This is a genomic window from Nitratireductor sp. GISD-1A_MAKvit (assembly GCF_040819555.1).
GTDB lineage: Bacteria > Pseudomonadota > Alphaproteobacteria > Rhizobiales > Rhizobiaceae > Nitratireductor.
The window spans coordinates 224,170-248,497 of the sequence record NZ_CP161920.1; the positions used below are offsets into that span (position 1 = coordinate 224,170).

Genomic DNA, 24,328 nt, shown 5'->3' on the forward strand with positions numbered 1-24,328 from the left:
ATGAGCGGCAAGCTGACCATCGCCATCGACGGGCCGGCCGCCTCCGGCAAGGGCACGCTCGCGCGGCGGCTGGCTGCGCACTACGGCCTGCGCCATCTCGACACCGGGCTTACCTATCGCGGTGTTGCAAGGGCGCTGCTTGATACCGGCCAGCCGCTCGACGATGAGCCGATTGCCGAAAAGGCCGCGCGCGCGCTCGATCTGGGCGCGCTCGACCGGACCGTGCTTTCCGAGCATGGCACCGGCGAAGCGGCCTCGAAAGTGGCGGTGATGCCATTGGTACGCACCGCGCTCGTCGAAAAACAGCGCGCCTTCGCCGCCGCTCCACCCGGCGCGGTTCTGGACGGGCGCGACATCGGCACGGTGGTGTGCCCCGACGCCGATGTAAAGCTCTATGTAATCGCGAGCGCGGAGGTGCGCGCCATGCGCCGCTGGCGCGAAATCCTGGACAATGGCGGCAGCGCCGACCATGCGCAGATCCTTGCCGATATCGAACGCCGCGACGCCCGCGACATGGGCCGGGAAGACAGTCCGCTGAGGCCCGCAGAAGATGCGCACTTGCTCGATACGAGTGAAATGGATATAGAAACGGCGTTTCAGGCTGCCTGCACGCTGGTCGATGCCAGACTGGCTGCCCGAAACGAAGACTGAAAGTCAGAACTGAAGGAACCGTCTGCCACGCATTCTTTGCGCCGGATCTGCCGCTTCACGCGGCGCCAGAGCGATCCGCTCGGATGCATGACCGACAAACGCAACACGAACCACCGGCGCTTGGCCCCGCTTGAAAGACAGGGGCTTTTCAGGAGCATCAATGTCAGAACTCAATCCGTCTCGCGATGATTTCGCGAGCCTTCTCGAAGAATCCTTTTCCGAACGCGACGCCGCAGAAGGCTCCGTTGTAAAGGGTCTCGTCACCGCCATTGAAAAAGACATGGCGATCGTCGATGTCGGCCTCAAGGTCGAGGGCCGCGTGCCGCTGAAGGAATTCGGCGCGAAGGGCAAGGAATCCGATCTCAAGGTCGGCGACGAAGTCGAGGTCTATGTCGAGCGCATCGAAAACGCGCTTGGCGAAGCCATGCTGAGCCGCGAGAAGGCACGCCGCGAGGAAAGCTGGGTCAAGCTGGAAGCGAAGTTCAACGCCGGCGAGCGCGTCGAAGGCTTCATCTTCAACCAGGTCAAGGGCGGTTTCACCGTCGATCTGGACGGCGCCGTGGCCTTCCTGCCGCGTTCGCAGGTGGACATTCGTCCGATCCGCGACGTCACCCCGCTCATGCACACCCCGCAGCCCTTTGAAATCCTCAAGATGGACAAGCGCCGCGGCAACATCGTCGTGTCCCGCCGCACGGTTCTCGAAGAGAGCCGCGCCGAGCAGCGCTCCGAGATCGTCCAGAACCTCGAAGAGGGTCAGGTGGTCGAAGGCGTGGTCAAGAACATCACCGATTACGGTGCGTTCGTGGACCTGGGCGGCATCGACGGCCTGCTGCACGTGACCGACATGGCATGGCGCCGTGTCAACCATCCGACCGAGATTCTCAACATCGGTCAGACGGTCAAGGTGCAGATCATCCGCATCAACCAGGAAACCCACCGCATCTCGCTGGGCATGAAGCAGCTCGAGGCCGATCCGTGGGACGGCATCGGCGGCAAGTACCCGCTTGGCAAGAAGGTTCTAGGCCGCGTCACCAACATCACCGACTACGGTGCGTTTGTGGAGCTGGAGCCGGGCATCGAAGGCCTGATCCACGTTTCGGAAATGTCCTGGACGAAGAAGAACGTTCATCCGGGCAAGATCCTCTCCACCACGCAGGAAGTCGAAGTGGTGGTGCTGGAAGTGGATCCGGTCAAGCGCCGCATCTCGCTCGGCCTCAAGCAGACGCTCGAGAATCCGTGGGAGGCATTCGCCCGCAATCACACCGTCGGCTCCGTTGTCGAGGGCGAGGTCAAGAACAAGACCGAGTTCGGCCTGTTCATCGGTCTCGATGGCGATGTGGACGGCATGGTTCACCTTTCCGATCTCGACTGGAACCGTCCGGGCGAGCAGGTGATCGAGGAGTACAACCGTGGCGACATGGTGAAGGCTCAGGTTCTCGACGTGGACGTCGACAAGGAGCGCATCTCGCTCGGCATCAAGCAGCTTGGCCATGACGCCATTGGCGAGGGCCGCCGCTTCCGGCGAGCTGCGCAAGGGCGCCGTGGTGACCTGTGAAGTGACCGACGTGAAGGACGGTGGCCTTGAGGTTCGCCTGGTCGATCACGATGTCGAAAGCTTCATCAAGCGTTCCGACCTGTCGCGTGACCGTGCCGAGCAGCGCCCCGAGCGCTTCTCCGTCGGCCAGAAGGTGGACGCCCGCGTCACCGTCTTCGACAAGAAGACCCGCCGCATCAGCGTCTCGATCAAGGCTCTGGAGATCGCGGAAGAGAAGGAAGCCGTGGCACAGTTCGGTTCCACCGACTCCGGCGCCTCTCTCGGCGACATCCTCGGCGCAGCCCTGAAGAACAAGGGCGGCGACGACGAATAAGCCACTGGGCTTTTTCGGATGAGAAATGAAAACCCCGCCGGCGCGATCCGGTGGGGTTTTTTGATGATGGGGGGGCCTTAGGTTAGCAGGCGGATTCACCTTTGACGATTCTAGCGGCTGCCGTTTGCTGTGCCAGAATATGTCTGATTACGGATGAACACCGGTCAACCGGATGATAGCAAACATCTGGCAGCTATGCGGACAGAGCGGTCGTTTGATTCTTGCAGAAGAATGACTGCTTCATGTGGTTCGCGACTGTAGCAAAAAACACTAGGGGCGGAATGCGCTCATTTTCTGCGACGGCAACGCGCACAGAGGAAGTGTTGAAACCGGACCTAGAGTTGCGGATCGGCTTAGATGTCGAAATCATATACAAATGCTTTGATCTACGACCTCTAGACGCATAACGACTAGGAACAACAATGACCAACGCCTCAGACGATCAGGATCATCCTGTTCTCAATGCCTTCAATGAGATTGAGAAGCCCTTGGTCAATGAAGTAGACACTGCAAAGTTCACCGATGAGGATGACTTCAACCGGCTGGGAGTGTCGTTACTCATCGAGGCGGGCAGCTACGTTTGCATCGCCGCAAACACGCTTGGTGAGAATGAAAAATGGGATCGAGACACGGCCGCAATAGGTGGAAACATGGTCCGACTCTACAAGATGATTTCGGGTGTTCTGGATCAAACAACCCAGCGACGGCGTGATACGAGCTTTATTTTCGCACGTTTGGTTTTCGAAACGGTCGTGACAATACGTTACCTCATAAAACACTTTAGTCCTGATCTGGTTGCTTCTTACGTAAAGAACTCCTTCAAGCATGAGGTCAAACTGCGAAGGAAGATAGAGCAAAACATCGCGGCACGTGGTGGAGTAATTTTGCCGATCGAAGATCGCATGATGAAGTCGATTGATCGTTCGTTTGCGAGTGCTGGCGTCAATCCAAGTGACCTAAGCGAATATAGGGAAAGAAACTGGGGCGCGCGAAACCTCTACGAGAAGGCGGAGGACCTGGGGATGGACGATGCGTATTTAGGCGCGTTCTCCGGACCGTCACAAGCCGTGCATGGCGCTTGGGGAGACATCTACTCACACTGCCTTCAGACCGATGGCGATGAGTTGTTTTCACCGAACATTGAATGGGGCTACCCACGCCCACAATTGATTACTGCTACAGCAAGTCTGAGTCTGTTCGCTGTAAACGATTATTTTGGGTTTGTTTGCGGTCCAGATTTGCAAGAAGTGGTACAAGGTCACCTAAGTGATTTAGCAACTCGATTGGATGCTTTTAACCGGGCACACGAAGCATACCTTGCACCGAAGGAATGGCCCAGAATCCGCTAAGGATATGCAGACTTGAGACGGGGCCGCTTCACGCCTTCTCCAGTAAGGGTCGGCGGCCGGGTTTAGCCCTTGGTCTTGCCGAAAAACGTCGGCTGTATGCACCTAGCAGCTATTCGGACAAGTTGCAGCATTCGTAAATTTGGGCTCACAGCAGACGTTCGCTGCTATAAGGTTTGAGTGGGCGCGATGAGATCGAAAGCGGGCACGATGGCCAGCGAAGCAGATTGTATTCAGCCCCCGCTCGCCCTCACCAATGCGGTGGCTTGGTCACGGGCACATCGCCCGCCGTCTGCTCTTCCAGCTCCATGAAACGCTCCGAGAGCCTCTCGAGCTTCTTCTTCAGCGCTTCCGTCTCGCGCCACTGGCGCGTCAACTCGGCGGAAAGCTCTTCGATGGTCTTTTCCTGCTCGGCGGCCAGGATTTCCAGCTTCGTGATGCGGTCTTCGCTCATGGCGCGTTTCTTTCTGCGGTTTCGGTGCATTCTCGCCCACGGAAATTGACAAGCAAGGCCTGATTTGTCGAGAGTGAATGACGGTTCCTTTCGCCGTGCCCCTCCCGCGCCGGTTGGCAGGCGGCGGGCCCGCGTGATAGGAATTTGACCAAACGATAAAAACGGGGAAGCGGGCCGCCGATGGCTGAAACGGCAATCGAGCTCAAGGGCATCAGCAAGAGCTTTGGCGCGGTTCATGCAAACCGCAACATCGATCTGAAAATCGAGGCCGGGACAATCCACGGCATCATCGGCGAAAACGGGGCCGGCAAATCGACCCTGATGTCGATCCTCTATGGCTTCTATCAGGGCCGATCGCGGGCAGATCCATGTGGGCGGCAAAAAGGCCGCGATCAACACGCCGAGCGACGCCATCGCGCTGGGCATCGGCATGGTGCATCAGCACTTCATGCTGGTGCAGAATTTCTCCGTGCTGGAAAACGTGATCCTGGGGGCGGAAGGCGAGGCGCTGCTCAACACCTCCATCGCCAAGGCGCGCTCGGAGCTGGAGCGGCTGGAACGCGACTATGGGCTGGAGGTGGACCCCGACGCCATCATCGAGGATCTGCCGGTGGGCCTGCAGCAGCGGGTGGAAATCCTCAAGGCGCTCTATCGCGGCGCGGACATTCTGATCCTCGACGAGCCGACCGGCGTTTTGACGCCGGCAGAGGCGGACCATTTGTTCCGCATTCTGGAGCAGCTCAAGGAAGAGGGCAAAACCATCATCCTCATCACCCACAAGCTGCGCGAGATCATGGCGATCACCGACAATGTCTCGGTCATGCGGCAGGGCACGATGGTGGCAACCCGCAAGACCGCCGAGACAAGCGTGGAGGAGCTGGCCGAGCTGATGGTCGGCAGGCGCGTGCTGCTTCAGGTGGAAAAGGGCGAGGCAAGCCCCGGCGACGTGCTGCTTTCGGTGCGCAATCTCACCGTGAAGGATTCCCGCGGCGTTACCATGGTCGACAATGTGTCGCTCGATGTGCGCGCGGGCGAGATCGTCGGCATTGCCGGCGTGGCGGGCAACGGGCAGTCGCAGCTTCTCGATGCCGTTACGGGCGTGCGCAGGGCCGTTTCCGGCACGGTGACGCTGGATGGCGAGCCGGTGGACCTGACCGGCGCGGCAGACCCCGCAGACCTGCGCGCGCGCGGCATGGCCCATGTGCCCGAAGACCGGCACCATGTGGGGCTTGTTCTGCCGTTCGAGGAAAACGAGAACGCCATGCTTGGCTATCACCGGCAGGATAAATACCTCAACGGCCCCTTTCTCAACATCGAGGCGATCCGCGCCGATGCGCGCGAGAAGATTGAGAAATACGACATCCGCCCGCCCGACTGCCGGCTGAAGACGGCCAATTTCTCCGGCGGCAACCAGCAGAAGATCGTGCTGGCGCGCGAGATGGAACAGAACCCCAAGGTGCTGATCGTCGGCCAGCCGACGCGCGGCGTGGATGTGGGCGCCATCGAGTTCATTCACAAACGGCTGATCGACATGCGTGATCAGGGCAAGGCGGTGCTTCTGGTCTCAGTGGAGCTTGATGAAATCCGCTCGCTCTCCGACCGCATCCTGGTCATGTTCGCCGGTCGCGTGGTGGGCGAGCGCGGACCCGAGGCCAGCGAAGGCGAGCTTGGCCTGCTCATGGCCGGCGTCGAGGAAAAGGAGGCGGCGGAATGAGTGCGCCTTATGCGAAACTGCCCGCTTGGGCCGATTACGGGCTGATCCCGCTCATCAATCTCGCCGTCGCCTTTCTGGTGGCCGGACTGGTGGTGATGCTGGTTGGTGAAAATCCGTTACGCGCTGCCGCCATTCTGGTGGAAGGCGCGCTCGGGGGCGGGCAGAGCATCGCCTACACGCTTTACTACGCCACAAGCTTCATCTTCACCGGGCTTGCCGTGGCCGTCGCCTTCCATTGCAGCCTGTTCAACATTGGCGGCGAGGGACAGGCCTATGTGGGCGGGCTCGGCGTTGCCGTGGTCTGTCTCGCCTTCGACAGTATCCTGCCCTGGTGGCTGGTGTTTCCCATGGCCATCATTGGCGCGGCGCTGTTCGGCGCGGCGTGGGCCTTCATCCCGGCCTATTTTCAGGCAAAGCGCGGCTCGCACATCGTCATCACCACGATCATGTTCAATTTCATCGCCGCAAGCCTGATGGTCTATCTGCTGGTAAACGTCTTGAAACCCGCCGGCGCGCAGGCTCCGCAGACCCGCAATTTTCTCGAAGGCGGGCAATTGCCCAAGCTCAACTGGGCACTGGAGGCGCTGGGCTTTTCCGTACGCTCGGCGCCGTTCAACCTTTCGTTTCTTCTGGCGCTTCTTGCGGCCTTTCTGGTGTGGGTGCTGATCTGGCGCACGCGGCTCGGCTATGAAATCCGCATGCGCGGTTTCAGCCCCAAGGCGGCGCGCTATGCCGGCGTGAGCGAAACGAAGATCATCATCGTCACCATGCTGATTTCCGGCGCGCTCGCCGGCATGATGGCGCTCAACCCGGTGATGGGCGACCAGAACCGCCTGCAGATCGATTTCGTTACCGGGGCGGGTTTTGTCGGCATCGCCGTGGCGCTGATGGGACGTTCGCATCCGGCGGGCATCGTTCCGGCGGCCATCCTGTTCGGCATGCTCTATCAGGGTGGGGCCGAACTTGCCTTTGAGATGCCCAACATCTCGCGCGACATGATCGTCATCATTCAGGGGCTCGTCATCCTGTTCGCCGGCGCACTGGAGCATATGTTCCGGCCTTCGATACAGGCGCTTTTCGCCAGCCTCAGCCCGCGCTCGGCGGGTGTCGAAGCACGGCAGGGAGAGGGTGGCTGAGATGGATTTCTTTCAATCCGTGATCCTGGTGTTCGATTCCACCGTGCGGCTTTCCATCCCCCTGCTTCTGGCCGCGCTTGCGGGGCTCTATTCCGAGCGCTCGGGCGTTTTCGACATCGGCCTTGAAGGAAAAATGCTGGCCGGCGCCTTTGCCGCGGCTGCGGCGGCCGCCGTCACCGGCTCGGCCTGGGCCGGGCTTGGCGCGGCAATGCTGGTTTCGATTTTTCTGGCGCTGGTGCACGGGTTTGCATCGATCACCCATCGCGGCAACCAGATCGTCTCCGGTGTGGCCATAAATTTCATTGCCGCAGGCTCCACCGTCATTCTGGGGCAGGCGTGGTTTCGCCAGGGCGGGCGCACCCCTTCCCTGCCCGGCGAAGCGCGTTTTGGCGCTCTGGATCTCCCCTTTGTCGAGACCATCCGGGATGTACCTTTCCTCGGGTTTGTCTATGCGGAGCTTCTCTCGGGGCACTCCCTTCTCGTCTATGCGGCCTTTCTGCTCGTACCCTTCACATGGTGGGTGCTGTTTCGCACGCGCTTCGGCCTGCGCCTGCGGGCCGTGGGCGAAAACCCGGCAGCCGTGGATACCGCCGGCATTTCGGTTTCCTGGCTGCGCTACCGCGCTGTCATCTGCACGGGCATTCTCACCGGCATGGCAGGCGCCTATCTTTCGATCGCACAGAATGCCGGTTTCGTGAAAGACATGACGGCGGGGCGCGGCTTCATCGCGCTGGCCGCGCTCATTTTCGCCAAATGGAAGCCCGTCCCGGTCATGTTTGCCTGTCTTCTGTTCGGTTTCCTCGATGCATTTGCCATCCGGATCCAGGGCACACCGCTGCCCTTCATCGGGCGGGTTCCGGTGCAGTTCATGCAGGCTCTGCCCTATATTCTCACCGTGGTGCTTCTGGCCGGCTTCATCGGCAAGGCCGTGCCACCCCGGGCCGGGGGTGTGCCCTATGTGAAGGAGCGGTGATGAGCGCGAAAGAGCTGTTCTCAGCCGCCAGCGCGGCGATGCAGAAAGCCTATGCCCCCTATTCGCGCTTTCCGGTGGGGGCTGCGGTCAAAACGGAAGAAGGCGCGATCCATGCAGGCTGCAACATCGAGAACGCCTCCTATCCCGAAGGCTGGTGCGCCGAAACCACGGCTCTTGGTCATCTGATCATGGCCGGGGGTGGCCGCGTGAGCGAAATTGCGGTGGTGGCGGAACAGATGCCGAAGATCATGCCCTGCGGCGGTTGCCGCCAGCGGCTCGCGGAGTTCGTCACGGAGGACGCGGTGCTGCATCTGTGCGATACCACCGGTGTTCTGGAGACAGTTCCCTTTTCAGCGGTTTTTCCGCGCGGATTCAGCTTTGAGGATGGCAAATGAAGGAAGCGGTCGATCTTTTGACCGAACGGCTCAACGGCCTTGCACCGCGGCTTGCACTGGTGCTCGGCTCCGGCCTCGGCGATCTGGTGAACGACGTCGAAAACCCCGTGCGGATTTCCTATGCGGAGCTTCCGGGTTTCCCCAGAAGCGGCGTGACAGGCCATGCCGGCGAGATCGTCGCGGGCAGGCTTTCGGGCACGCCCGTTCTCATGCTTGCCGGCCGTGCCCACTACTATGAGCATGGCGATCCGGCAGCCATGCGCCCCGCGCTCGAAACATTATGGGGCATTGGCATCACGCAGCTCATCCTCACAAACGCGGCGGGCTCCCTGCGCGAAGACATGCCCCCCGGTTCTGTGATGCTGATCGAGGATCATATCAACTTTTCCGGCGCCAACCCGCTGATTGGCGAGGGCAGCGAACGCCGCTTCGTCGGCATGAGCGAAGCCTATGATGCAGGATTGCGCGCCAGCCTGGAAAAGGCAGCCGGGGAAACGGGAACGCTTTTACACAGGGGCGTCTATATGTGGTTTTCAGGCCCGACCTTCGAAACACCTGCCGAAATCCGCATGGCGCGCATACTGGGCGCGGATGCGGTGGGCATGTCCACGGTTCCCGAGGTCATTCTCTCACGCTATCTCGGCCTGCGTGTCGCGGCCTGTTCGGTCATTACCAATCTGGGGGCTGGCATGAGTTCCGGAGAGCTTTCACACCAGGAAACCAAGGACATGGCGCCCGTCGGGGGCAAGCGCCTTGCGACGATCCTCGCGCAGCTGTGTGCCGATGGCCTGCCGGCCGGCTGATGGCATGATGCTCCCCCAGGAAATCATCCGTCGCAAACGGAACCGAGAAGCGCTCACCGGTGATGAGATTGCCGAGTTTGTGTATGGGCTTGCGCATGACACCTGGAGCGAGGGCCAGATTGCAGCACTTGCAATGGCCATCTACCTGAACGGCATGGAGCCGGCAGAAGGCGCAGCCCTGACGCTGGCCATGCGCGATTCTGGAACCGTTCTCGACTGGTCCGATCTACCCGGCCCCGTTACAGACAAGCATTCCACGGGTGGCGTGGGCGACAATGTTTCGCTCATGCTCGCCCCCATCGTCGCGGCCTGCGGCGCGTTTGTGCCGATGATTTCCGGACGCGGCCTCGGCCACACCGGTGGCACGCTCGACAAGATGGATTCCATTCCAGGCTACACCAGCCAGCCGAGTGAGCGGCAGTTCGCCGATACGGTTCGCCAGACTGGATGTGCGATCATTGGCCAGACTGCGGATCTCGCACCTGCCGACAGACGTTTTTATGCCGTCCGCGACGTGACGGGAACGGTGGAATCGATCCCGCTCATCACTGCGTCAATTCTGTCCAAGAAGCTCGCTGCGGGGCTTTCTTCGCTGGTTCTGGATGTAAAATCGGGCAATGGCGCGTTTATGGGAGATGCGCGCGCCGCCCGCAAGCTCGCCGAGAATCTTGTGCGCGTGGCCGGCGAGGCGGGCCTTTCATCCACCGCGCTCGTGACAGACATGAACGAGCCACTGGCGTCGGCCGCCGGCAACGCCGTCGAGGTTGCCAATGCCGTGGATTTTCTGACGGCCAAGAAACGGGGGCGCCGGCTGGAAGGCGTGACCCTCGCACTGGCCGGCGAAATGCTGCAGGCATCCGGCATTGCGGCAACCACGCGTGAGGCCTTCGACAGGGTGCTTGAAGCGCTCGAAAGCGGCCGCGCGGCCGAGACATTCGGAAGAATGGTTTCCGCGCTCGGGGGCCCACCGGACTTCATTGAAAAAGCGGCCGATTATCTGCCACGAGCAACAGTGAATGCCCCGGTTCTGGCGGATGAAGACGGGTTTGTCGGCGCAATCGATGCACGAGCCATCGGCATTTGCGTGATCGAACTGGGAGGCGGAAGGCGCGTCGCGGATGACCGGATCGACCATTCGGTGGGTCTTTCCGGGCTGCTTCCCGTCGGGGCCGAAATCAGACGCGGCGAACCGCTTTGCATGGTTCACGCAGCCTCCACCGACGCGGCCCGAGCGGGCGGCAGAAGCGGTGCGGAAAGCCTATGGCGTTGTTGGTGAGAAACCGCGCGCAAGAAAAACCATCCTTCGGCGCGTGACGGCACACCCTTAAGGTCGGAAACGCCACCGGGGATGTCGGAGTTATCGTACCGCTTACTGTTCCATGACAAGCGCCTGGTCTTCCACGCCAAAGCGTGAAAGGCGGCCAAGAAAGCTCATACCGATGAGTACATTGTCGAGCGCGCTGTCATCCAGCACCACCGCCTCGACGTCTTCCACGAAGATGCGGCCGATCTGCAGGCTCTCAAGCGTGACCGCTGCAGCCTTCACCCTTCCGTTGGCGGTATTCACTTCATATTTGAAATCCGAAGCGGAGAGCTTCGCGCCGATCCGGCGTGCCGTATCCCTGTTGACTGCAACGTAGGTGGCACCGGTGTCGATCATCGCCGGCATCTTGCGCCCGTTGATCCTGAACTGCCCCACATAGTGCCCGGTTCTGTCAGCCTGAATGCTGACCTTCCTGCCAACCAACACGGAGGTGGTGCCTCGCGAGAGCTTTTCTCCTGCCGGCGCTGCCGCCATTTTTGCAGGTTCGGCAGCATCCCGTCCGAGGGCGATTTGCATAAGCCCGCGATAGAAATCCGGGTTGCTTTCATAGAGGGCGGGAACACTTCCCGCAGCTCCAATCAACACACCGAGCATGATCATCTTGCGAAACATGGGCCAATTCCAACTTGAGGTCGGGTTGACCATAGGCAGCGCAGGCGATCATTGGTTTAATGACCGGGATAACCTTATCGCTTGGTTAAGCTTGCGTTACTTCGTTCCATACATGCGATCGCCGGCATCTCCCAGACCCGGCACGATGTAGCCCTTTTCATTCAGGCACTCATCGATCGAAGCGGTGAAAATGGGGACATCCGGATGGGATTTGCGGAAATTCTCAACCCCCTCGGGTGCTGCCAGAAGGCACAGGAAGCGCAGATTGGTTGCACCGCGCTCCTTCAGCTTGTCCACTGCGGCAATCGCAGAATTTGCAGTTGCCAGCATGGGATCGACAACAATGACCAGGCGGTCGCCCAGATCGCTCGGTGCTTTGAAAAAATATTCAACAGCCTCAAGCGTTTCATGATCGCGATACATGCCCACATGTGCCACACGCGCGGCCGGGACCAGGTCGAGCATGCCATCGAGAAGCCCGTTGCCCGCGCGCAGCACCGAGGCAAACACCAGCTTCTTGCCTTCCAGTGTGGGAGAATCGATGGGTTGAAGCGGGGTTTCGATGCGTCTCGTCGTCAGGTCCAGATCACGCGTAACTTCGTAGCAGAGTAAAAGTGAAATCTCGCGCAGAAGACGCCGAAACCCCGCAGTCGAGGTTTCCTTGTCTCGCATGATGGTGAGCTTGTGCTGGACAAGCGGATGGTCAACGACGGTCACGCCCTGCATGTTGTGTTCCCCGGAAGCTGGTTCGTTGCCTGTGATTGTAACGTCAGGACCTTGATGCGCATACCGGAAGCCTCATTGAGCCACAGTTTTGTCGCCCATGGCCTCGAGCAGCGCTGCCCGCGTCGCCGCATCGATGAACGCGGCCTCTATTGCCGTACGGGTGAAAGCGGCAAGCGCTGCATCGTCAAAGCCGAAAACCTCTTGCGCCACCTCATATTCATTGCCGATCGATGTGTGGAAATGGGGTGGATCGTCCGAATTGAGCGTCACGCGGCAGCCGGCCTCTACCAGAGCCGGCAGGGGGTGGCGGGCGAAATCGGGAAAGACCTTCAAAACGATGTTGGAGACCGGACAGACTTCCAGCACGGTCCCTTCATCTGCCAGTCGGCGAACCAGGTCGGGATTTTCAATCGCGCGCACGCCATGGCCGATGCGCGCGGGGCGGATGTGATTCAGCGCGGCCTCCACACTCTCCCATCCGCCGAACTCGCCGGCATGCACCGTCAGCCCGAGCCCCGCCTCGCGGGCAATATCAAAGGCAGGTGCAAAGTCCCGAACATTGCCAAACCGCTCATCCCCCGCCATGCCGAAACCGGTCACCAGAGGATGCCCGCATGCGACCGCGAACCGCGCCGCGTCTTCCACCGCTGCCGCGCCAAAGTGGCGAACACCGGTGACCACAATGCGCCCGGTTATGCCGGTGGCGGCCTGTGCACGCGCTATGCCTTCGCCGAGCGCATTCGTATAGGCGATACGGGACAGGCCGGCGCGTTCGGCATGATCCGGAGAAATGAGTATCTCGGAATAGATCGCGCCCTCGCGCGCCAGCGACGTGAGATAGTCTTCTGCCAGGAGAGCGTAATCCTCCTCCGAACGAAAAAGACTCGCGGCGGCATCATAGGCTGCAAGAAAGCTGGTGAAGTCGGTCCAGTGATAGGCACCGTCACGCAGAAAGTCCGATGTATCGACACCATATTTGCGCGCCTGCGTCATTATAAGAGCAGGTGACGCAGCACCTTCGATATGGCAGTGAATTTCTGCTTTGGGAACCATGGGTGCTCCAATCTCGTATGCCTGCGGCGCGGCTGTTCATCGCGCTTTTGACAATAGCGCCGGAAGCGTCGATGGGCTATGGTCGCCTCGATTTCGAAAGGGTGACAATGTCCGATCAGCGTACCACCGCCGAAGGCGGTATGGAGACAGCGTTTGGTTTTCGTCAGGTGGACGAGAACGAGAAGCAGGGTCTGGTCAATTCCGTGTTTCATCGCGTGGCCAAACGATATGACGTGATGAACGATCTGATGTCCGCCGGGCTGCACCGCGCCTGGAAGGACGCGATGATCTCCTGGCTTGCACCATCCAGAAAACCGGGATACCGCGCGCTTGATGTCGCGGGGGGTACAGGCGACATCGCCTTTCGCATTGTTGAGGCGTCGCACAGAAACGCGGCAGTCACCGTGCTCGACATCAACGGCTCGATGCTTGAGGTGGGGCACGACCGCGCCGAGAAGAAGGGCATCGCCGACAATCTGACCTTCGTTGAAGCCAATGCCGAGGAACTTCCTTTCGAGGACAACAGTTTCGACGCCTATACGATTGCCTTTGGCATCCGCAACGTTCCGCATATCGACCGCGCGCTTTGCGAAGCCTATCGCGTGCTCAAGCCTGGCGGACGTTTCATGTGTCTGGAATTTTCCGATGTGGAGATGCCAATTCTCGACAAGGTTTATGAGAGCTGGTCCTTCCACGCCATCCCACGCATCGGACAGGCGGTCACGGGCGATGGCGAACCCTATCGCTATCTGGTCGAATCGATCCGCAAGTTTCCAAACCAGCAGAACTTTGCCGCGATGATCACCGATGCCGGCTTTTCGCGCGTCACCTGGCGCAATTACACGGGCGGGATCGCTTCGCTGCATTCCGGCTGGAAGATTTGACGGCATATATATGAGTATTGTTGGCGCATATCTCCGGCTGGCCCGCGCGGGCTGGATATTGGTTCGCGAAGGCGTCGTGGCCGCAATGCCCGGCGATCAGCTGGAAGGCATGCCTCGTCTCGGTTGGCGCGTGGCGAAACTGATGTCGCGCCGCCGGAATGCCAGACGCGACCGTCCCGAGCGGCTGGCGCAGGCGGTGAACCGGCTCGGCCCTTCCTATGTGAAGCTCGGTCAGTTTCTTGCGACCCGCCCGGACGTCGTTGGCCACGACATGGCGCACGACCTTTCCAGCCTGCAGGATCGGATGGACACCTTTCCTGAAACACAGGCACGTGCGGCCATCGAGAGTTCTCTTGGACTGCCGGTTGAAAAACTTTTCACCACGTTTGATGGCCCTGTCGCCGCAGCCTCCATCGCACAGGTGCACGAGGCCTGGGTCGAGACAGATGGCAGCGAACCGAAGAAGGTCGCGGTAAAGGTCATTCGTCCAGGTGTGCGTCGTCGTTTCCAGAATGACCTTGAGAGCTACTTCCTGGCAGCGCAGCTGCAGGAGCGCTTCATACCCTCCACCCGCCGACTGAAACCGGTGAAGGTCGCTGAGACTCTGGCGCAGGTGACGAAAATCGAAATGGACCTGCGCCTTGAGGCGGCTGCCATTTCGGAGATTCACGAAAACACCAGGGACGACCCCGGTTTTCGCGTTCCCGCCGTCGACTGGCAGCGCACCGGCCGCGATGTCATGACCCTGGAATGGGTCAACGGCACCAAGATGTCGAACATCGAAGCGTTGCGCGATGCCGGGCACGATCTCGAAGCTTTGGCGCGGACCTTAATCCAGTCTTTTCTGCGCCACACGCTGCGCGACGGATTTTTCCACGCGGACATGCACCCGGGCAACCTGTTCGTCGAAGACGATGGCACGGTGGTGGCTGTCGACTTTGGCATTACCGGTCGCATTGGGCGCAAGGAGCGACACTTCCTCGCCGAAATTCTGTACGGCTTTATCACGCGCGACTTTCGCCGCGTGGCCGAGGTCCACTTTGAAGCCGGCTATGTTCCTGCTCATCACGATGTTGCAGCATTTGCCCAGGCATTGCGCGCCATCGGCGAACCGATCCACGGACAGTCGGCCGAAACCATCTCGATGGCGCGCCTGCTGACACTTCTCTTCGAAGTGACCGAGCTTTTCGACATGCAGACACGGCCCGAGCTTCTTCTGCTGCAGAAGACCATGGTCGTGGTCGAAGGCGTGGCCCGCACACTCGATCCACACTTCAACATGTGGAAGACAGCCGAGCCCGTCGTATCCGACTGGATTGCCGCGAACCTCGGCCCGCGCGGAATCCTGAATGACGCGCGCGACGGTTTGGGGGCGATCCTGTCACTGGCGCGCCAGGCGCCGGAGCTCGCGGCACGCACCGAGCGCCTCTCCCGCGAGATCGATGCAATGGCGCAGAAGGGTCTGCGGTTTGATGCCGAGACTGCAGAGGCCATCGGAAGGGCCGAAGCACGTCATTCTCGAGGTGGTCGCGCGGCACTTTGGGTCATTGCTGCTGCGCTTGCTGTCATCGCGTGGCAAATTTCCTGAGCTTCACCTGTCACTGAAAGCAAAAACCTGCTGGCAACGCTGGGGGTAGACAGCACCGCTGCGCTGCAGCGCTGGCTAATTCGATCATTGCCTCCCACTCGGCTAGACTGCAATGACAGCAATGCTAGCAGACAGCACATAAGTCACCGTTTCAAATAGCTTTTCTACGGCTATGATGTGTGAATAAAGCGCTGAGCGCACTGACAGCGTCGCAGACGATAGGATATGAGCACACACAAGGAGCAGTTCAGTATCAGAGCACGCCGGCGCCCCGACACACCCGCGCACCCCGCATCGCTGACCGCAGTGCTAGCAATGACAGCACTGAACCGGTGAGCTGCAACGGGGAAATGCAGTCGATGCTGTCAAATTTGCCGGCTCATCGTTTCGGAGCAATAAATGGCGACCCTGACAATCAGGAATGTGGATGAGAAGGTTCGGCGCGCGTTGAGAAGGCGCGCAGCCGAGAACGACACATCGATGGAAGAAGAGGTCAGACGCATCCTGGCGGCCAGCGTTCGCACCCCTGAAGAGATCGCTCTCAGTCGCGATAGCTTCCAGCGCGCAAAGGTCCTCAAGACAATTTCCATCAGGCCTATCGGTGACTTCGACCTTAAAGCCATAAGCGATGAGATATGGAATGGCCGTACATTGTGAGTCAAAATTCGTAATCGATACGTCAGCATTGATCGCTGTTCTGAACGGCGGTCCCGACATCGAAGCGCTCTGCGAGGCTCTGGAAAAAGCCGAGCGGATCGTCATCAGCAGCACGACCACGTTTGAAGCGCACTATGTCGCCAAGCATATTTCCCTGATTGACGGCACTTCGCGTCTCAATGCCCTGTTGTCCGTGCTTGCTCCTGAAACAATCGACTTCGATGATCGGCAATTGACCATCGCGAGGAAGGGCCTATGCGATCTATGGTCCCGGAACGGGCCACAGGGCGGGACTGAATATCGGCGACTGCTTTGCCTATGCACTGGCCAGAGCGGTTAATCTGCCATTGCTTTTCATGGGTGATGATTTCATTCATACAGATATCGAGCCCGCCATCAGGCTGTCCGAGGAGAGCGTTTCCGCATGAAAGCCACGCCGCAGACTTTGCAGGCATCGCGCATCCTGCTTTTGATCGGAGGCGGGATTGCCGCCTACAAATGCCTCGACCTGATCCGACGCCTGCGCGAACGTGGCGCCAGTGTGCGCTGTGTTATGACCAGGGCCGCTCAGGAGTTCATCACGCCGCTTTCGGTCGGGGCCTTGACCGCAGACCATGTCTTCACCGACCTGTTCGATCGTCAGGCGGAACATGATGTCGGCCACATCCGTCTCTCCCGCGAATCCGATCTGCTCATCGTCGCACCCGCGACGGCAGACCTGATGGCGAAGCTCGCCACGGGCCAGTCCAATGATCTTGCCTCGACGATTCTGCTTGCAACGGACAAACCGGTGCTGATGGCGCCTGCCATGAATCCACGCATGTGGGAACACAGCGCGACACAGCGGAATCTCGCTACGCTGCAGAAGGACGGCGTGGCATTTGTCGGCCCCAATCGAGGCGAGATGGCCGAGAGCGGCGAGGCTGGCGAAGGCCGCATGGCCGAACCGCTGGAGATCGTCGCAGCGGTCGAAGATCTGGTCGGGGGTGGCGAGAAGCCACTTGCCGGACGCAAGGTGATCGTCACCTCCGGACCCACCCACGAGATCATCGACCCTGTCCGCTACATTGCAAACCGCTCATCCGGCAAACAGGGACACGCCATCGCGGCCGCACTTGCCAGGCTGGGCGCGTCGGTCCATCTCGTATCCGGCCCGGTGTCCATCCCCGACCCGAGAGGTGTCGTGACCACGCATGTGGAAACGGCCCGCCAGATGCGTGAAGCGGTGGAAGCCTCCCTCCCCGCGGACGCAGGCGTCTTTGTCGCGGCCGTCGCCGACTGGCGTCCAGCCGTCGAGACGGCCGAGAAAATCAAGAAGAAACCTGGAGAGGGGCCCCCGACGCTCGAACTCACTGAAAATCCCGACATCCTCGCCGGCATCGGTCATCACGAAAAGCGCCCCGAACTTGTCATCGGCTTCGCAGCAGAAACACAGGACCTGTTCAAGAATGCGCGCGCCAAGCTGAACAAGAAAGGTGCCGACATCATTGTCGCCAACGACGTGTCGCACGATAGCGGCGTCGGCCCCGGGGGCGTGATGGGTGGTGACAGCAACAGTGTAATCATCGTCAGCCAGGACGGACACGATGAATGGCCTGAAATGAGCAAGGACGACGTGGCCGAACGTCTCGCTCAGCTGATCGCGGATCGGCTCGGGACGGAAAAATGACCTCGCCGACTCCGATACTGGAAACGGACCGCCTTTTATTGCGTGCACATCGCGTGAGCGATTTCGACAGTTTCGCACATCTGTGGTCACTGCCTGAGCCAACACGTTTTACCTCGGGCAAGCCGCTCACCCGCGAGGAGGCCTGGCGGCGCCTCGCCATGCATCGCGGCATGTGGGACCTGATGGGCTTCGGGTACTTCGCGGTCACGGAGAAGACCTCGGGTGCATTCCTCGGCGATGCGGGCGTGCAGGAATGTCATCGCAACATCGCCCCCTCGGTCACGGGCACGCTGGAGGCCGGCTGGGTCTTCCTGCCAGAAGCGCACGGCAGAGGCTATGCAAAGGAAGCCATGGAAGCAGTGTTTTCCTGGTGCTCGCAGGCACACCCAGGCAAGGCCGTTACCTGCATCATCGACGATGAGAACACTTCGTCACGAAAGCTCGCAGCGCGCCTTGGTTTTGTTGAAAAGGCTCGCACCCGATACAAGGATCGCCCGACAATCGTCTTCTGGCGTGGCTAGACCACCGAACCACGCGCAACGGAAACGCCGCCAATTGTCTCCAATAAGTGAACAGCGCGTCTTCGCTGTTGCGGGTGTCATGACCGCACGCACGGCCTATCTTTGCTGCAAGCAACAGATGGAGAGACGATCATGTCCATTCGTCCCGTAAAGCAGATTTCGCAAGCCCAGCCCACGATGGAAGGTGCCGGGGTTCGCCTTGACCGCGCATTCGGCTTCGGCGATCCCAAGCTCGCCGACCCATTCCTTCTGCTCGATGACTTCCGCAACGACCGGCCGGAGGACTATCAGGCAGGATTTCCCTGGCATCCACATCGCGGCATTGAAACGATCACCTATGTGTTGGCGGGCAGCGTCGATCACGCCGACAGTCTCGGCAATGCCGGCTCGCTCGGTGCCGGCGACGTGCAATGGATGACGGCGGGAAGCGGTATCCTGCACCAGGAAATGCCGCATGGCGACAAACTGGGTCATATGCACGGGTTCCAGCTCTGGGCCAACCTGCCCTCAAGCGAGAAGATGACAACGCCGCGCTATCAGGATGTAAAGGCCGGCGACATTCCCGAAGTGATTGACGATGACGGTACGCGGGTGCGTGTCGTGGTCGGCGAATTCTGGGGCAAGCGCGGCCCTGTCGACGGCATCGCCGCCGATCCGCAATATCTCGATGTCTGGGTACCGCCGGGCAAGCGCAAGGTCCTGCCCGTCGACACCTACCGCAGCGCCTTCGCCTACATATTCGAAGGCTCCGGCACATTCCGCGACGCCTCGCGGCCATTCGGCGTGCTGGTGGAGAAGGAGGTTGCCGGTGAGGAACTGCATCTGCGCGACATGAGTGGCGACCGCACGTTGGTCGTTTTCGACACCGGCGACGAGGTGGTGGTGCAGGCCGGCGAACGGGGCATCCGCTTCCTGCTTGTTTCGGGCAAACCCATCCAGGAGCCTGTCGCCTGGCATGGTCCCATCGTCATGAACACGCGTCAGGAGCTGATGCAGGCGTTCAGCGAACTGAACGCCGGCACCTTCATCCGCGAGAACGCGAAAAGCTGAAACCGGAATGGGGCGGCGCAACCCGCGCCGCCTCACCGGGCCTCGAATATCTGAACGAGGTTCCCGCAGCCATCCTCGAAGAGCGCGGTGACCGGGCAATCCATCACCTGTTTCGGCTCTCCGCGAAAGCGCACCCCCAGCGCGGTCAGGCGCGCATGCTCCGCGCGGACGTCGTCCGAGGCGAAAGTGACTGCCGGCAAACCCGCATCGTAAACCGCCTTTTGATAGGTGCGCGCAAAGTCATAGCCCATCGGTTCGAGAAGAAGCTCCGTGCCGTCCCCGTCGCCGGGTGAGGTCACCGTCAGCCAGCGCGCATCGCCAATCGGGAAATCCTGCTTCTTCCCGAAGCCGAGCACTTCCGTATAGAATTTTTCGGCCTTGTCCTGATCCTCAACGAGGACGCTCATCAAAGCAATTTTGAGCATGCCGACCTCACCAACTGCCGGATTTGCGGTCAACCAGATGGATGATCTGTGCGGGGCTCGATATCCAGAAACCGTCGAAATTTTCGCCCAGCGGTTCGATCTCGTCACAACGGGTGATGCCTGCTTCTTCAAGTCGAGCGGCAGCAGATTGCGTATCGTCGGTAACGATCTCCAGCCAGAGCTCCGACTGGCTCATGCCCGGCGTCTTGTCGATCCAGAGCTGGTTGGCCCCGAAGCGGAAACCCACAGCGGGAAGAAGCTCCTCGATCTGCTCCATGCCCAGAACATCCCGGTAGAAACGCACCGTCTCTTCAAACTGATGCGGAGGCACCTTCATGGCGATGTTGCGCCCGCCGGCGAGTTTTGGTGCGGCGTCGGGCTCGGCGCTGGTTTCAGGCAATGTTGCGGAAACACTCATGTCATCCTCCTTGGTGCCGATAGTGGCAGGGGTTTCACTGCTGGTTGAAGCGCGCAGCATATGCCGCCTCGAGCGCAGCAATCTGCGACCAGAAGTGCGGTGACTTCTGGCCCTCGAGCACCGCTTCCAGAACAGCCAGATGCGCATGCCAGCCACCGGAAACGTTGATCATCTCGCCCCGATCGGCGAGGCGCTTGTGCGTGACCACGAGGAGAACCTTTTCTCCCTCGGGGAAAAGCTCGAACTCAACCTGGCTTCCAGCGCCGTCTCCCGGCCAGGTCATGGAAAGAAACCGCGGTGGATCCCAGGCGAGGATCTTTCCTTCGGAAACGAAGCCCTTCTCGTTCATCTCCCGGTAACGCGCGGGCGGGTCTTCGTCGGTGAATTCGGAATGGCGGAAGAGCAGTGTTGCCGAACCTCCAGCACGAGGCTCCATCTCTCCGCCTGCCAGCCATTGCCGTCGTTTTTCTGCTTCGGTCAGATAGGACCAGATCCTTTCCATCGGCCCCGGAAGAAGCCTTTCGAAACGAACCTCATCGGGTGCCGTGGGAACTCCAAAGTCACTTTCATCGGCCTGTCTCATCGTCTTCCTTTCATGGGGTGCGATTTGTGCGGGACGCTTTGTCAGTCCTTCCCGGCGTCGTGCTGACGATCCTCCCTTTCCAGAATCGCCTGCAATGCATCGAGCCGATCTGTCCAGAAGCGCTCATAATAGCGGAACCACGCATGCGCTTCGGCAAGGCGCGCAGCTTCCAGCCGACAATAATGGGTGCGGCCTTCCACCCGCCGGCTGACGAGGGCCCCGCCCCCTCCAGAACTTTCACATGTTTGGAAGCGCCGGCCAGCGACATGTCGAAGGGCTTCGCCAGGTGAGACACACTTTGCTCGCCGTTCGACAAACGATGCAGCATGGCGCGCCGTGTCGGATCCGACAGGGCATGGAAAACGGCATCAAGATGAGGAGAAATATGCTCAACCATTCGGTTTAACTATCAGTCGCAGACAAGATAGTCAACCGATTGGTTTATTGTTCGCGATGAGCTGAAAAATCAGTTTCTTGCGGTGCAGGACACCGGTTCCGCGCCGTCACCCTTCATCAGATCATAGAGGTCTGCATCGTCGCCCTTGGTCCACCAGACATATGGACCGCCTGCGTATTTCGCTCCAGAGGCGGCAAGAACGTTGCTCATCACCACCGGGCCGCCGTCAAGCACGACGACGGCAAGCGAATTGTCTTCGACATTATAATAGGTCACGTCGATATCGCCGTCCGGGCAAGCATAGGTAACCGCGACGGTCTCTACGCTTTCCGCATCGGGGAGATCGATCTCCAGCGTTGCCGCACTGGTAGCGGAACCCACTGCGAGGAGGGCGATGAGTGACAGGGCGGGGCGGCGCATGGCGGACTCCAGAAACGGTTTCAGACAGAATCATGAGACCGTGACAGCGTGTCGATTTGAAGACAAGGCCGGCCGGGCGCGCAAAAGAAAAGCCCCGGAGCGAGCACGCTTCCGGGGCTTGGTTCATGGGTTGTCCCGCGTTAGCCGGCAGGCTGCTTGGTCTTGCGCAGATAGGGCAGGATCGTCTCGAACGAACCGAAACGCTTTTCCGCATCCTCATTGGAAACGGCGGGTGTGATGATCACATCCTCACCCTGCTGCCAGTTGGCAGGTGTCGCCACCTGATGCTTTGCAGTGAGCTGAATGGAATCGATCGCGCGCAGGATCTCTGCAAAATTGCGACCCGTGGTCATCGGGTAGGTGAGCACGAGCTTGATCTTCTTGTCCGGCCCAACGACATAAACCGAACGCACGGTGGCGTTGTCGGCGGCAGTGCGGCCATCGGAGCTTTCCCCCGCATCTGCCGGCAGCATGTCATAGAGCTTTGCGACCTTGAGATCCTTGTCGCCGATCATCGGATAATCGACAGCATGGCCCGTGGCTTTCTTGATGTCATCCTTCCAGCGCACATGGTCCTCGACCGGGTCGACCGAAATGCCGATGATCTTGGTGTTGCGCTTCTCGAACTCGTCCTCGAGCCCCGCCATCGTGCCGAGCTCGGTCGTGCAGACAGGCGTAAAATCCTTGGGATGGCTGAAAAGAACGGCCCAGCCATCGCCGATCCAGTCATGGAAATTGATCGTACCGTGCGTGGTCTCGGCGCTGAAATCCGGCGCAGTGTCGTTGATGCGAAGGCTCATCGTTCTCTCCTCCTGGGTGAGATGAAACGCAATTGGTTTTCCTGACGGTGCAGGATAGACACCCCACACACGCAGATGAACCTCATCTAGGCGCTATTTGAGCCGCTCGCCTGGAATTTCATTTCCTAAAGACAGCCGGAAGCGAAAAATCTTCCCTCTCAGGAAGACTCTCTGCAAATCCCCTCACTCAGGCTGCCTTGCGGGTCTGATAGTCCTTGACCGTGGCAAAACGGATCGCCTTCCAGCGGTCTGCCTCATAGTTCAGACCGAACTCGTGCGGCGCGAGGAAAACCGGATCATCGTCGAGATCGCGGGCGATGTCGCCACGGTGCGCGTTGATGAAGCGATCCACCTCATCCGGCTCTTCGGACGAGATCCAGCGGCACACGCTGAACCGCGCCATCTCGAAATCCACGGGAAGCGAATATTCGATCTTCAGTCGCTCCTTGAGCACATCAAGTTGCAGCGCGCCAACGACGCCGACAATGGCGGGCGATCCGTCTTCCGGCGTGAAAAGCTGCACGACGCCCTCTTCTGCCATCTGCTGCAGAGCTTCTCTCAGCTTCTTGGCTTTCATGGCATCGCCAAGCCGGACGCGGCGCAGGATTTCCGGCGCGAAATTGGGCACCCCACGGAACAGAAGCTCCTCGCCCTCGGTCAACGTGTCGCCGATGCGCAGCGTGCCATGATTGGGGATACCCACCACGTCACCGGCAAAGGCCTCGTCTGCAGTGATGCGGCTTTTCGCAAAGAAAAACTGCGGGGCGGAAAGACTGATCGGCTTGCCGGTGCGCACCAGCTTGGCTTTCATGCCACGCTGTAGTCTGCCCGAGCACACGCGTACAAACGCGATGCGGTCGCGGTGGTTTGGGTCCATGTTGGCCTGGATCTTGAAAACGAAAGAGGTCATCTTTTCCTCCGTCGCTTCCACCCTGCGCGAATCCGCATCCTGTGCGCGCGGCGCGGGGGCCGAAGGCGCCCAGCGCCTCGATCAGATCGCGCACACCGAAATTGCGCAGTGCCGATCCGAAATAGACCGGGGTGAGGTGCCCTTCGCGGAAGGCCTGCATGTCGAACGGACGGCAGGCTTCCTTGCCGAGCTGCATCTCCTCCACCAGCATGTCGCGCTCATGCTCCGGCAGGAGCCCGGCAACGGCGTCGGATTCCGGTCCGTTTACGGCGATGGGCTCCACATCGTCATCGGAGCGACGCATCGTGTTGTTGGCGAGATTGTAGGTGCCGACAAAGCTCTTGCCCCGACCGATGGGCCAGGTGATGGGTGCCGTATCGAGCGCGAGCTTTTGTTCGATCTCATCGAGAATCTCGAACGGGTCGCGGCTTTCCCGGTCCATCTTGTTGACGAAGGTGACGATCGGAATATCACGCAGGCGGCAAACCTCGAACAGTTTCAGCGTGCGCGGCTCGATGCCCTTGGCCGCATCGATGACCATGATCGCGCTGTCGACCGCCGTCAGCGTGCGATAGGTATCGTCGGCAAAATCTTCGTGGCCCGGCGTGTCGAGCAGGTTGAAGACGTGATCGCCATATTCGAAGGTCATCACCGAGGTGACAACGGAAATGCCGCGTTCGCGCTCGATGTTCATCCAGTCCGAACGCGTCTGCACGCGGTTCTTCTTCGCCTTCACCTCGCCGGCGAGCTGAATGGCGCCGCCGAAAAGAAGCAGCTTTTCGGTCAGCGTGGTCTTGCCCGCATCCGGGTGCGAAATGATTGCAAAGGTGCGGCGGCGCGACACCGCATCGGCGATTTTGTCGGTCATCTTGATATGGTTTTCCTGAAGCCGGGCGCTTGTAACAAGCAGCAGGGCGCGTGTCGAACAGAAAGTGGATGAGCCACGACCCA

At 60.1% G+C, this 24,328-nt stretch carries 21 protein-coding genes and 6 pseudogenes; 16 read left to right on the forward strand and 11 right to left on the reverse strand.

The window, feature by feature from the left end:
- The 3 genes and pseudogenes from cmk to AB2N04_RS02260 all read left to right on the forward strand — a co-directional run bounded on the left by cmk (position 1) and on the right by AB2N04_RS02260 (position 3,868).
- Positions 1-651, forward strand: a complete 651-nt coding sequence (gene cmk, locus AB2N04_RS02250; RefSeq protein WP_367716762.1) for a (d)CMP kinase — start codon at positions 1-3, stop codon at positions 649-651.
- 160 nt (positions 652-811) lie between these two features.
- Positions 812-2,519: pseudogene (rpsA, locus tag AB2N04_RS02255) on the forward strand (30S ribosomal protein S1).
- 422 nt (positions 2,520-2,941) lie between these two features.
- Positions 2,942-3,868 carry a DUF5677 domain-containing protein gene (locus AB2N04_RS02260; protein ID WP_367716764.1) on the forward strand — a complete coding sequence of 309 codons (927 nt, stop codon included), beginning with the start codon at positions 2,942-2,944 and terminating at the stop codon, positions 3,866-3,868.
- 247 nt (positions 3,869-4,115) lie between these two features.
- Here the strand turns inward: AB2N04_RS02260 and AB2N04_RS02265 are convergent, their stop codons facing one another.
- Positions 4,116-4,319 (reverse strand): SlyX family protein, encoded by a 204-nt coding sequence (locus AB2N04_RS02265; RefSeq protein WP_025031126.1) that lies wholly within the window; start codon positions 4,317-4,319, stop codon positions 4,116-4,118.
- A gap of 180 nt (positions 4,320-4,499) precedes the next feature.
- Between AB2N04_RS02265 and AB2N04_RS02270 the strand changes: the two are divergent.
- The 6 genes and pseudogenes from AB2N04_RS02270 to deoA all read left to right on the forward strand — a co-directional run bounded on the left by AB2N04_RS02270 (position 4,500) and on the right by deoA (position 10,668).
- A pseudogene (locus AB2N04_RS02270) lies at positions 4,500-6,033 on the forward strand (ABC transporter ATP-binding protein).
- Positions 6,030-7,169: an ABC transporter permease gene (locus AB2N04_RS02275; protein ID WP_367716766.1), complete on the forward strand. Its 1,140-nt coding sequence runs from the start codon at positions 6,030-6,032 to the stop codon at positions 7,167-7,169. The pseudogene AB2N04_RS02270 and the gene AB2N04_RS02275 overlap by 4 nt, the downstream one beginning before the upstream one ends.
- 1 nt (position 7,170) lies before the next feature.
- Entirely contained in the window at positions 7,171-8,142 is a 972-nt protein-coding gene (locus tag AB2N04_RS02280; protein ID WP_367716767.1) for an ABC transporter permease, read from the forward strand.
- Entirely contained in the window at positions 8,142-8,537 is a 396-nt protein-coding gene (locus tag AB2N04_RS02285; protein WP_367716768.1) for a cytidine deaminase, read from the forward strand. Before AB2N04_RS02280 ends, AB2N04_RS02285 begins: the two co-directional genes overlap by 1 nt.
- On the forward strand, positions 8,534-9,340 hold the full coding sequence (locus AB2N04_RS02290; RefSeq protein WP_367716769.1) for a purine-nucleoside phosphorylase: 807 nt from the start codon (positions 8,534-8,536) through the stop codon (positions 9,338-9,340). The genes AB2N04_RS02285 and AB2N04_RS02290 overlap by 4 nt, the downstream gene beginning before the upstream one ends.
- Before the next feature lie 7 nt (positions 9,341-9,347).
- Positions 9,348-10,668 (forward strand): annotated as a pseudogene (deoA, locus tag AB2N04_RS02295) (thymidine phosphorylase).
- Positions 10,669-10,709: 41 nt separating this feature from the next.
- On the opposite strand, the gene AB2N04_RS02300 reads toward deoA, so the two are convergent.
- The 3 genes from AB2N04_RS02300 to AB2N04_RS02310 all read right to left on the reverse strand — a co-directional run bounded on the left by AB2N04_RS02300 (position 10,710) and on the right by AB2N04_RS02310 (position 13,055).
- Positions 10,710-11,276 (reverse strand): TIGR02281 family clan AA aspartic protease, encoded by a 567-nt coding sequence (locus tag AB2N04_RS02300; protein ID WP_367716770.1) that lies wholly within the window; start codon positions 11,274-11,276, stop codon positions 10,710-10,712.
- A 96-nt stretch (positions 11,277-11,372) separates the two neighbouring features.
- On the reverse strand, positions 11,373-12,002 hold the full coding sequence (gene upp, locus AB2N04_RS02305; RefSeq protein WP_367716771.1) for a uracil phosphoribosyltransferase: 630 nt from the start codon (positions 12,000-12,002) through the stop codon (positions 11,373-11,375).
- A gap of 72 nt (positions 12,003-12,074) precedes the next feature.
- Entirely contained in the window at positions 12,075-13,055 is a 981-nt protein-coding gene (locus AB2N04_RS02310) for an adenosine deaminase (RefSeq protein WP_367716773.1), read from the reverse strand.
- Positions 13,056-13,162: 107 nt separating this feature from the next.
- Between AB2N04_RS02310 and ubiE the strand changes: the two genes are divergently transcribed.
- The 7 genes and pseudogenes from ubiE to AB2N04_RS02345 all read left to right on the forward strand — a co-directional run bounded on the left by ubiE (position 13,163) and on the right by AB2N04_RS02345 (position 19,424).
- Complete coding sequence (gene ubiE, locus AB2N04_RS02315; RefSeq protein WP_367718712.1) at positions 13,163-13,939, forward strand: bifunctional demethylmenaquinone methyltransferase/2-methoxy-6-polyprenyl-1,4-benzoquinol methylase UbiE; 777 nt, start codon at positions 13,163-13,165, stop codon at positions 13,937-13,939.
- 10 nt (positions 13,940-13,949) lie between these two features.
- Positions 13,950-15,527 carry a 2-polyprenylphenol 6-hydroxylase gene (ubiB, locus tag AB2N04_RS02320; protein ID WP_367716774.1) on the forward strand — a complete coding sequence of 526 codons (1,578 nt, stop codon included), beginning with the start codon at positions 13,950-13,952 and terminating at the stop codon, positions 15,525-15,527.
- A 399-nt stretch (positions 15,528-15,926) separates the two neighbouring features.
- Complete coding sequence (locus AB2N04_RS02325; protein WP_367716776.1) at positions 15,927-16,184, forward strand: plasmid stabilization protein; 258 nt, start codon at positions 15,927-15,929, stop codon at positions 16,182-16,184.
- Positions 16,168-16,612 (forward strand): annotated as a pseudogene (locus AB2N04_RS02330) (type II toxin-antitoxin system VapC family toxin). The gene AB2N04_RS02325 and the pseudogene AB2N04_RS02330 overlap by 17 nt, the downstream one beginning before the upstream one ends.
- Positions 16,609-17,853 (forward strand): bifunctional phosphopantothenoylcysteine decarboxylase/phosphopantothenate--cysteine ligase CoaBC, encoded by a 1,245-nt coding sequence (coaBC, locus tag AB2N04_RS02335; RefSeq protein ID WP_367716777.1) that lies wholly within the window; start codon positions 16,609-16,611, stop codon positions 17,851-17,853. Before AB2N04_RS02330 ends, coaBC begins: the two are co-directional and overlap by 4 nt.
- Positions 17,850-18,374: a GNAT family N-acetyltransferase gene (locus tag AB2N04_RS02340; protein WP_367716778.1), complete on the forward strand. Its 525-nt coding sequence runs from the start codon at positions 17,850-17,852 to the stop codon at positions 18,372-18,374. Before coaBC ends, AB2N04_RS02340 begins: the two co-directional genes overlap by 4 nt.
- 132 nt (positions 18,375-18,506) lie before the next feature.
- Positions 18,507-19,424 carry a pirin family protein gene (locus AB2N04_RS02345; protein ID WP_367716779.1) on the forward strand — a complete coding sequence of 306 codons (918 nt, stop codon included), beginning with the start codon at positions 18,507-18,509 and terminating at the stop codon, positions 19,422-19,424.
- A gap of 32 nt (positions 19,425-19,456) precedes the next feature.
- Here the strand turns inward: AB2N04_RS02345 and AB2N04_RS02350 are convergent, their stop codons facing one another.
- The 7 genes and pseudogenes from AB2N04_RS02350 to AB2N04_RS02380 all read right to left on the reverse strand — a co-directional run bounded on the left by AB2N04_RS02350 (position 19,457) and on the right by AB2N04_RS02380 (position 24,245).
- A complete protein-coding gene (locus tag AB2N04_RS02350) occupies positions 19,457-19,849 on the reverse strand; it encodes a VOC family protein (RefSeq protein ID WP_367716781.1) in 393 nt (130 codons plus the stop codon).
- A gap of 7 nt (positions 19,850-19,856) precedes the next feature.
- Positions 19,857-20,267, reverse strand: coding sequence for a VOC family protein (locus tag AB2N04_RS02355; RefSeq protein ID WP_367716783.1), 411 nt, complete (start codon positions 20,265-20,267; stop codon positions 19,857-19,859).
- 34 nt (positions 20,268-20,301) lie between these two features.
- A complete protein-coding gene (locus tag AB2N04_RS02360) occupies positions 20,302-20,850 on the reverse strand; it encodes an SRPBCC family protein (protein WP_367716784.1) in 549 nt (182 codons plus the stop codon).
- Between the two features lie 41 nt (positions 20,851-20,891).
- Positions 20,892-21,247: pseudogene (locus tag AB2N04_RS02365) on the reverse strand (ArsR/SmtB family transcription factor).
- A 69-nt stretch (positions 21,248-21,316) separates the two neighbouring features.
- A complete protein-coding gene (locus AB2N04_RS02370) occupies positions 21,317-21,667 on the reverse strand; it encodes an MliC family protein (RefSeq protein WP_367716786.1) in 351 nt (116 codons plus the stop codon).
- A gap of 140 nt (positions 21,668-21,807) precedes the next feature.
- Positions 21,808-22,467 (reverse strand): peroxiredoxin, encoded by a 660-nt coding sequence (locus tag AB2N04_RS02375; protein ID WP_367716788.1) that lies wholly within the window; start codon positions 22,465-22,467, stop codon positions 21,808-21,810.
- A gap of 187 nt (positions 22,468-22,654) precedes the next feature.
- Positions 22,655-24,245, reverse strand: a pseudogene (locus tag AB2N04_RS02380) (peptide chain release factor 3).
- Between the last annotated feature and the right edge of the window lie 83 nt (positions 24,246-24,328).

Coding starts and splice junctions, on each gene's coding strand:
- cmk (WP_367716762.1), top strand. CDS start 1: ATGAGCGGCAAGCTGACCATCGCCATCGACGGGCCGGCCGCCTCCGGC.
- AB2N04_RS02260 (WP_367716764.1), top strand. CDS start 2,942: ATGACCAACGCCTCAGACGATCAGGATCATCCTGTTCTCAATGCCTTC.
- AB2N04_RS02265 (WP_025031126.1), bottom strand. CDS start 4,319: ATGAGCGAAGACCGCATCACGAAGCTGGAAATCCTGGCCGCCGAGCAG.
- AB2N04_RS02275 (WP_367716766.1), top strand. CDS start 6,030: ATGAGTGCGCCTTATGCGAAACTGCCCGCTTGGGCCGATTACGGGCTG.
- AB2N04_RS02280 (WP_367716767.1), top strand. CDS start 7,171: ATGGATTTCTTTCAATCCGTGATCCTGGTGTTCGATTCCACCGTGCGG.
- AB2N04_RS02285 (WP_367716768.1), top strand. CDS start 8,142: ATGAGCGCGAAAGAGCTGTTCTCAGCCGCCAGCGCGGCGATGCAGAAA.
- AB2N04_RS02290 (WP_367716769.1), top strand. CDS start 8,534: ATGAAGGAAGCGGTCGATCTTTTGACCGAACGGCTCAACGGCCTTGCA.
- AB2N04_RS02300 (WP_367716770.1), bottom strand. CDS start 11,276: ATGTTTCGCAAGATGATCATGCTCGGTGTGTTGATTGGAGCTGCGGGA.
- upp (WP_367716771.1), bottom strand. CDS start 12,002: ATGCAGGGCGTGACCGTCGTTGACCATCCGCTTGTCCAGCACAAGCTC.
- AB2N04_RS02310 (WP_367716773.1), bottom strand. CDS start 13,055: ATGGTTCCCAAAGCAGAAATTCACTGCCATATCGAAGGTGCTGCGTCA.
- ubiE (WP_367718712.1), top strand. CDS start 13,163: ATGTCCGATCAGCGTACCACCGCCGAAGGCGGTATGGAGACAGCGTTT.
- ubiB (WP_367716774.1), top strand. CDS start 13,950: ATGAGTATTGTTGGCGCATATCTCCGGCTGGCCCGCGCGGGCTGGATA.
- AB2N04_RS02325 (WP_367716776.1), top strand. CDS start 15,927: ATGGCGACCCTGACAATCAGGAATGTGGATGAGAAGGTTCGGCGCGCG.
- coaBC (WP_367716777.1), top strand. CDS start 16,609: ATGAAAGCCACGCCGCAGACTTTGCAGGCATCGCGCATCCTGCTTTTG.
- AB2N04_RS02340 (WP_367716778.1), top strand. CDS start 17,850: ATGACCTCGCCGACTCCGATACTGGAAACGGACCGCCTTTTATTGCGT.
- AB2N04_RS02345 (WP_367716779.1), top strand. CDS start 18,507: ATGTCCATTCGTCCCGTAAAGCAGATTTCGCAAGCCCAGCCCACGATG.
- AB2N04_RS02350 (WP_367716781.1), bottom strand. CDS start 19,849: ATGCTCAAAATTGCTTTGATGAGCGTCCTCGTTGAGGATCAGGACAAG.
- AB2N04_RS02355 (WP_367716783.1), bottom strand. CDS start 20,267: ATGAGTGTTTCCGCAACATTGCCTGAAACCAGCGCCGAGCCCGACGCC.
- AB2N04_RS02360 (WP_367716784.1), bottom strand. CDS start 20,850: ATGAGACAGGCCGATGAAAGTGACTTTGGAGTTCCCACGGCACCCGAT.
- AB2N04_RS02370 (WP_367716786.1), bottom strand. CDS start 21,667: ATGCGCCGCCCCGCCCTGTCACTCATCGCCCTCCTCGCAGTGGGTTCC.
- AB2N04_RS02375 (WP_367716788.1), bottom strand. CDS start 22,467: ATGAGCCTTCGCATCAACGACACTGCGCCGGATTTCAGCGCCGAGACC.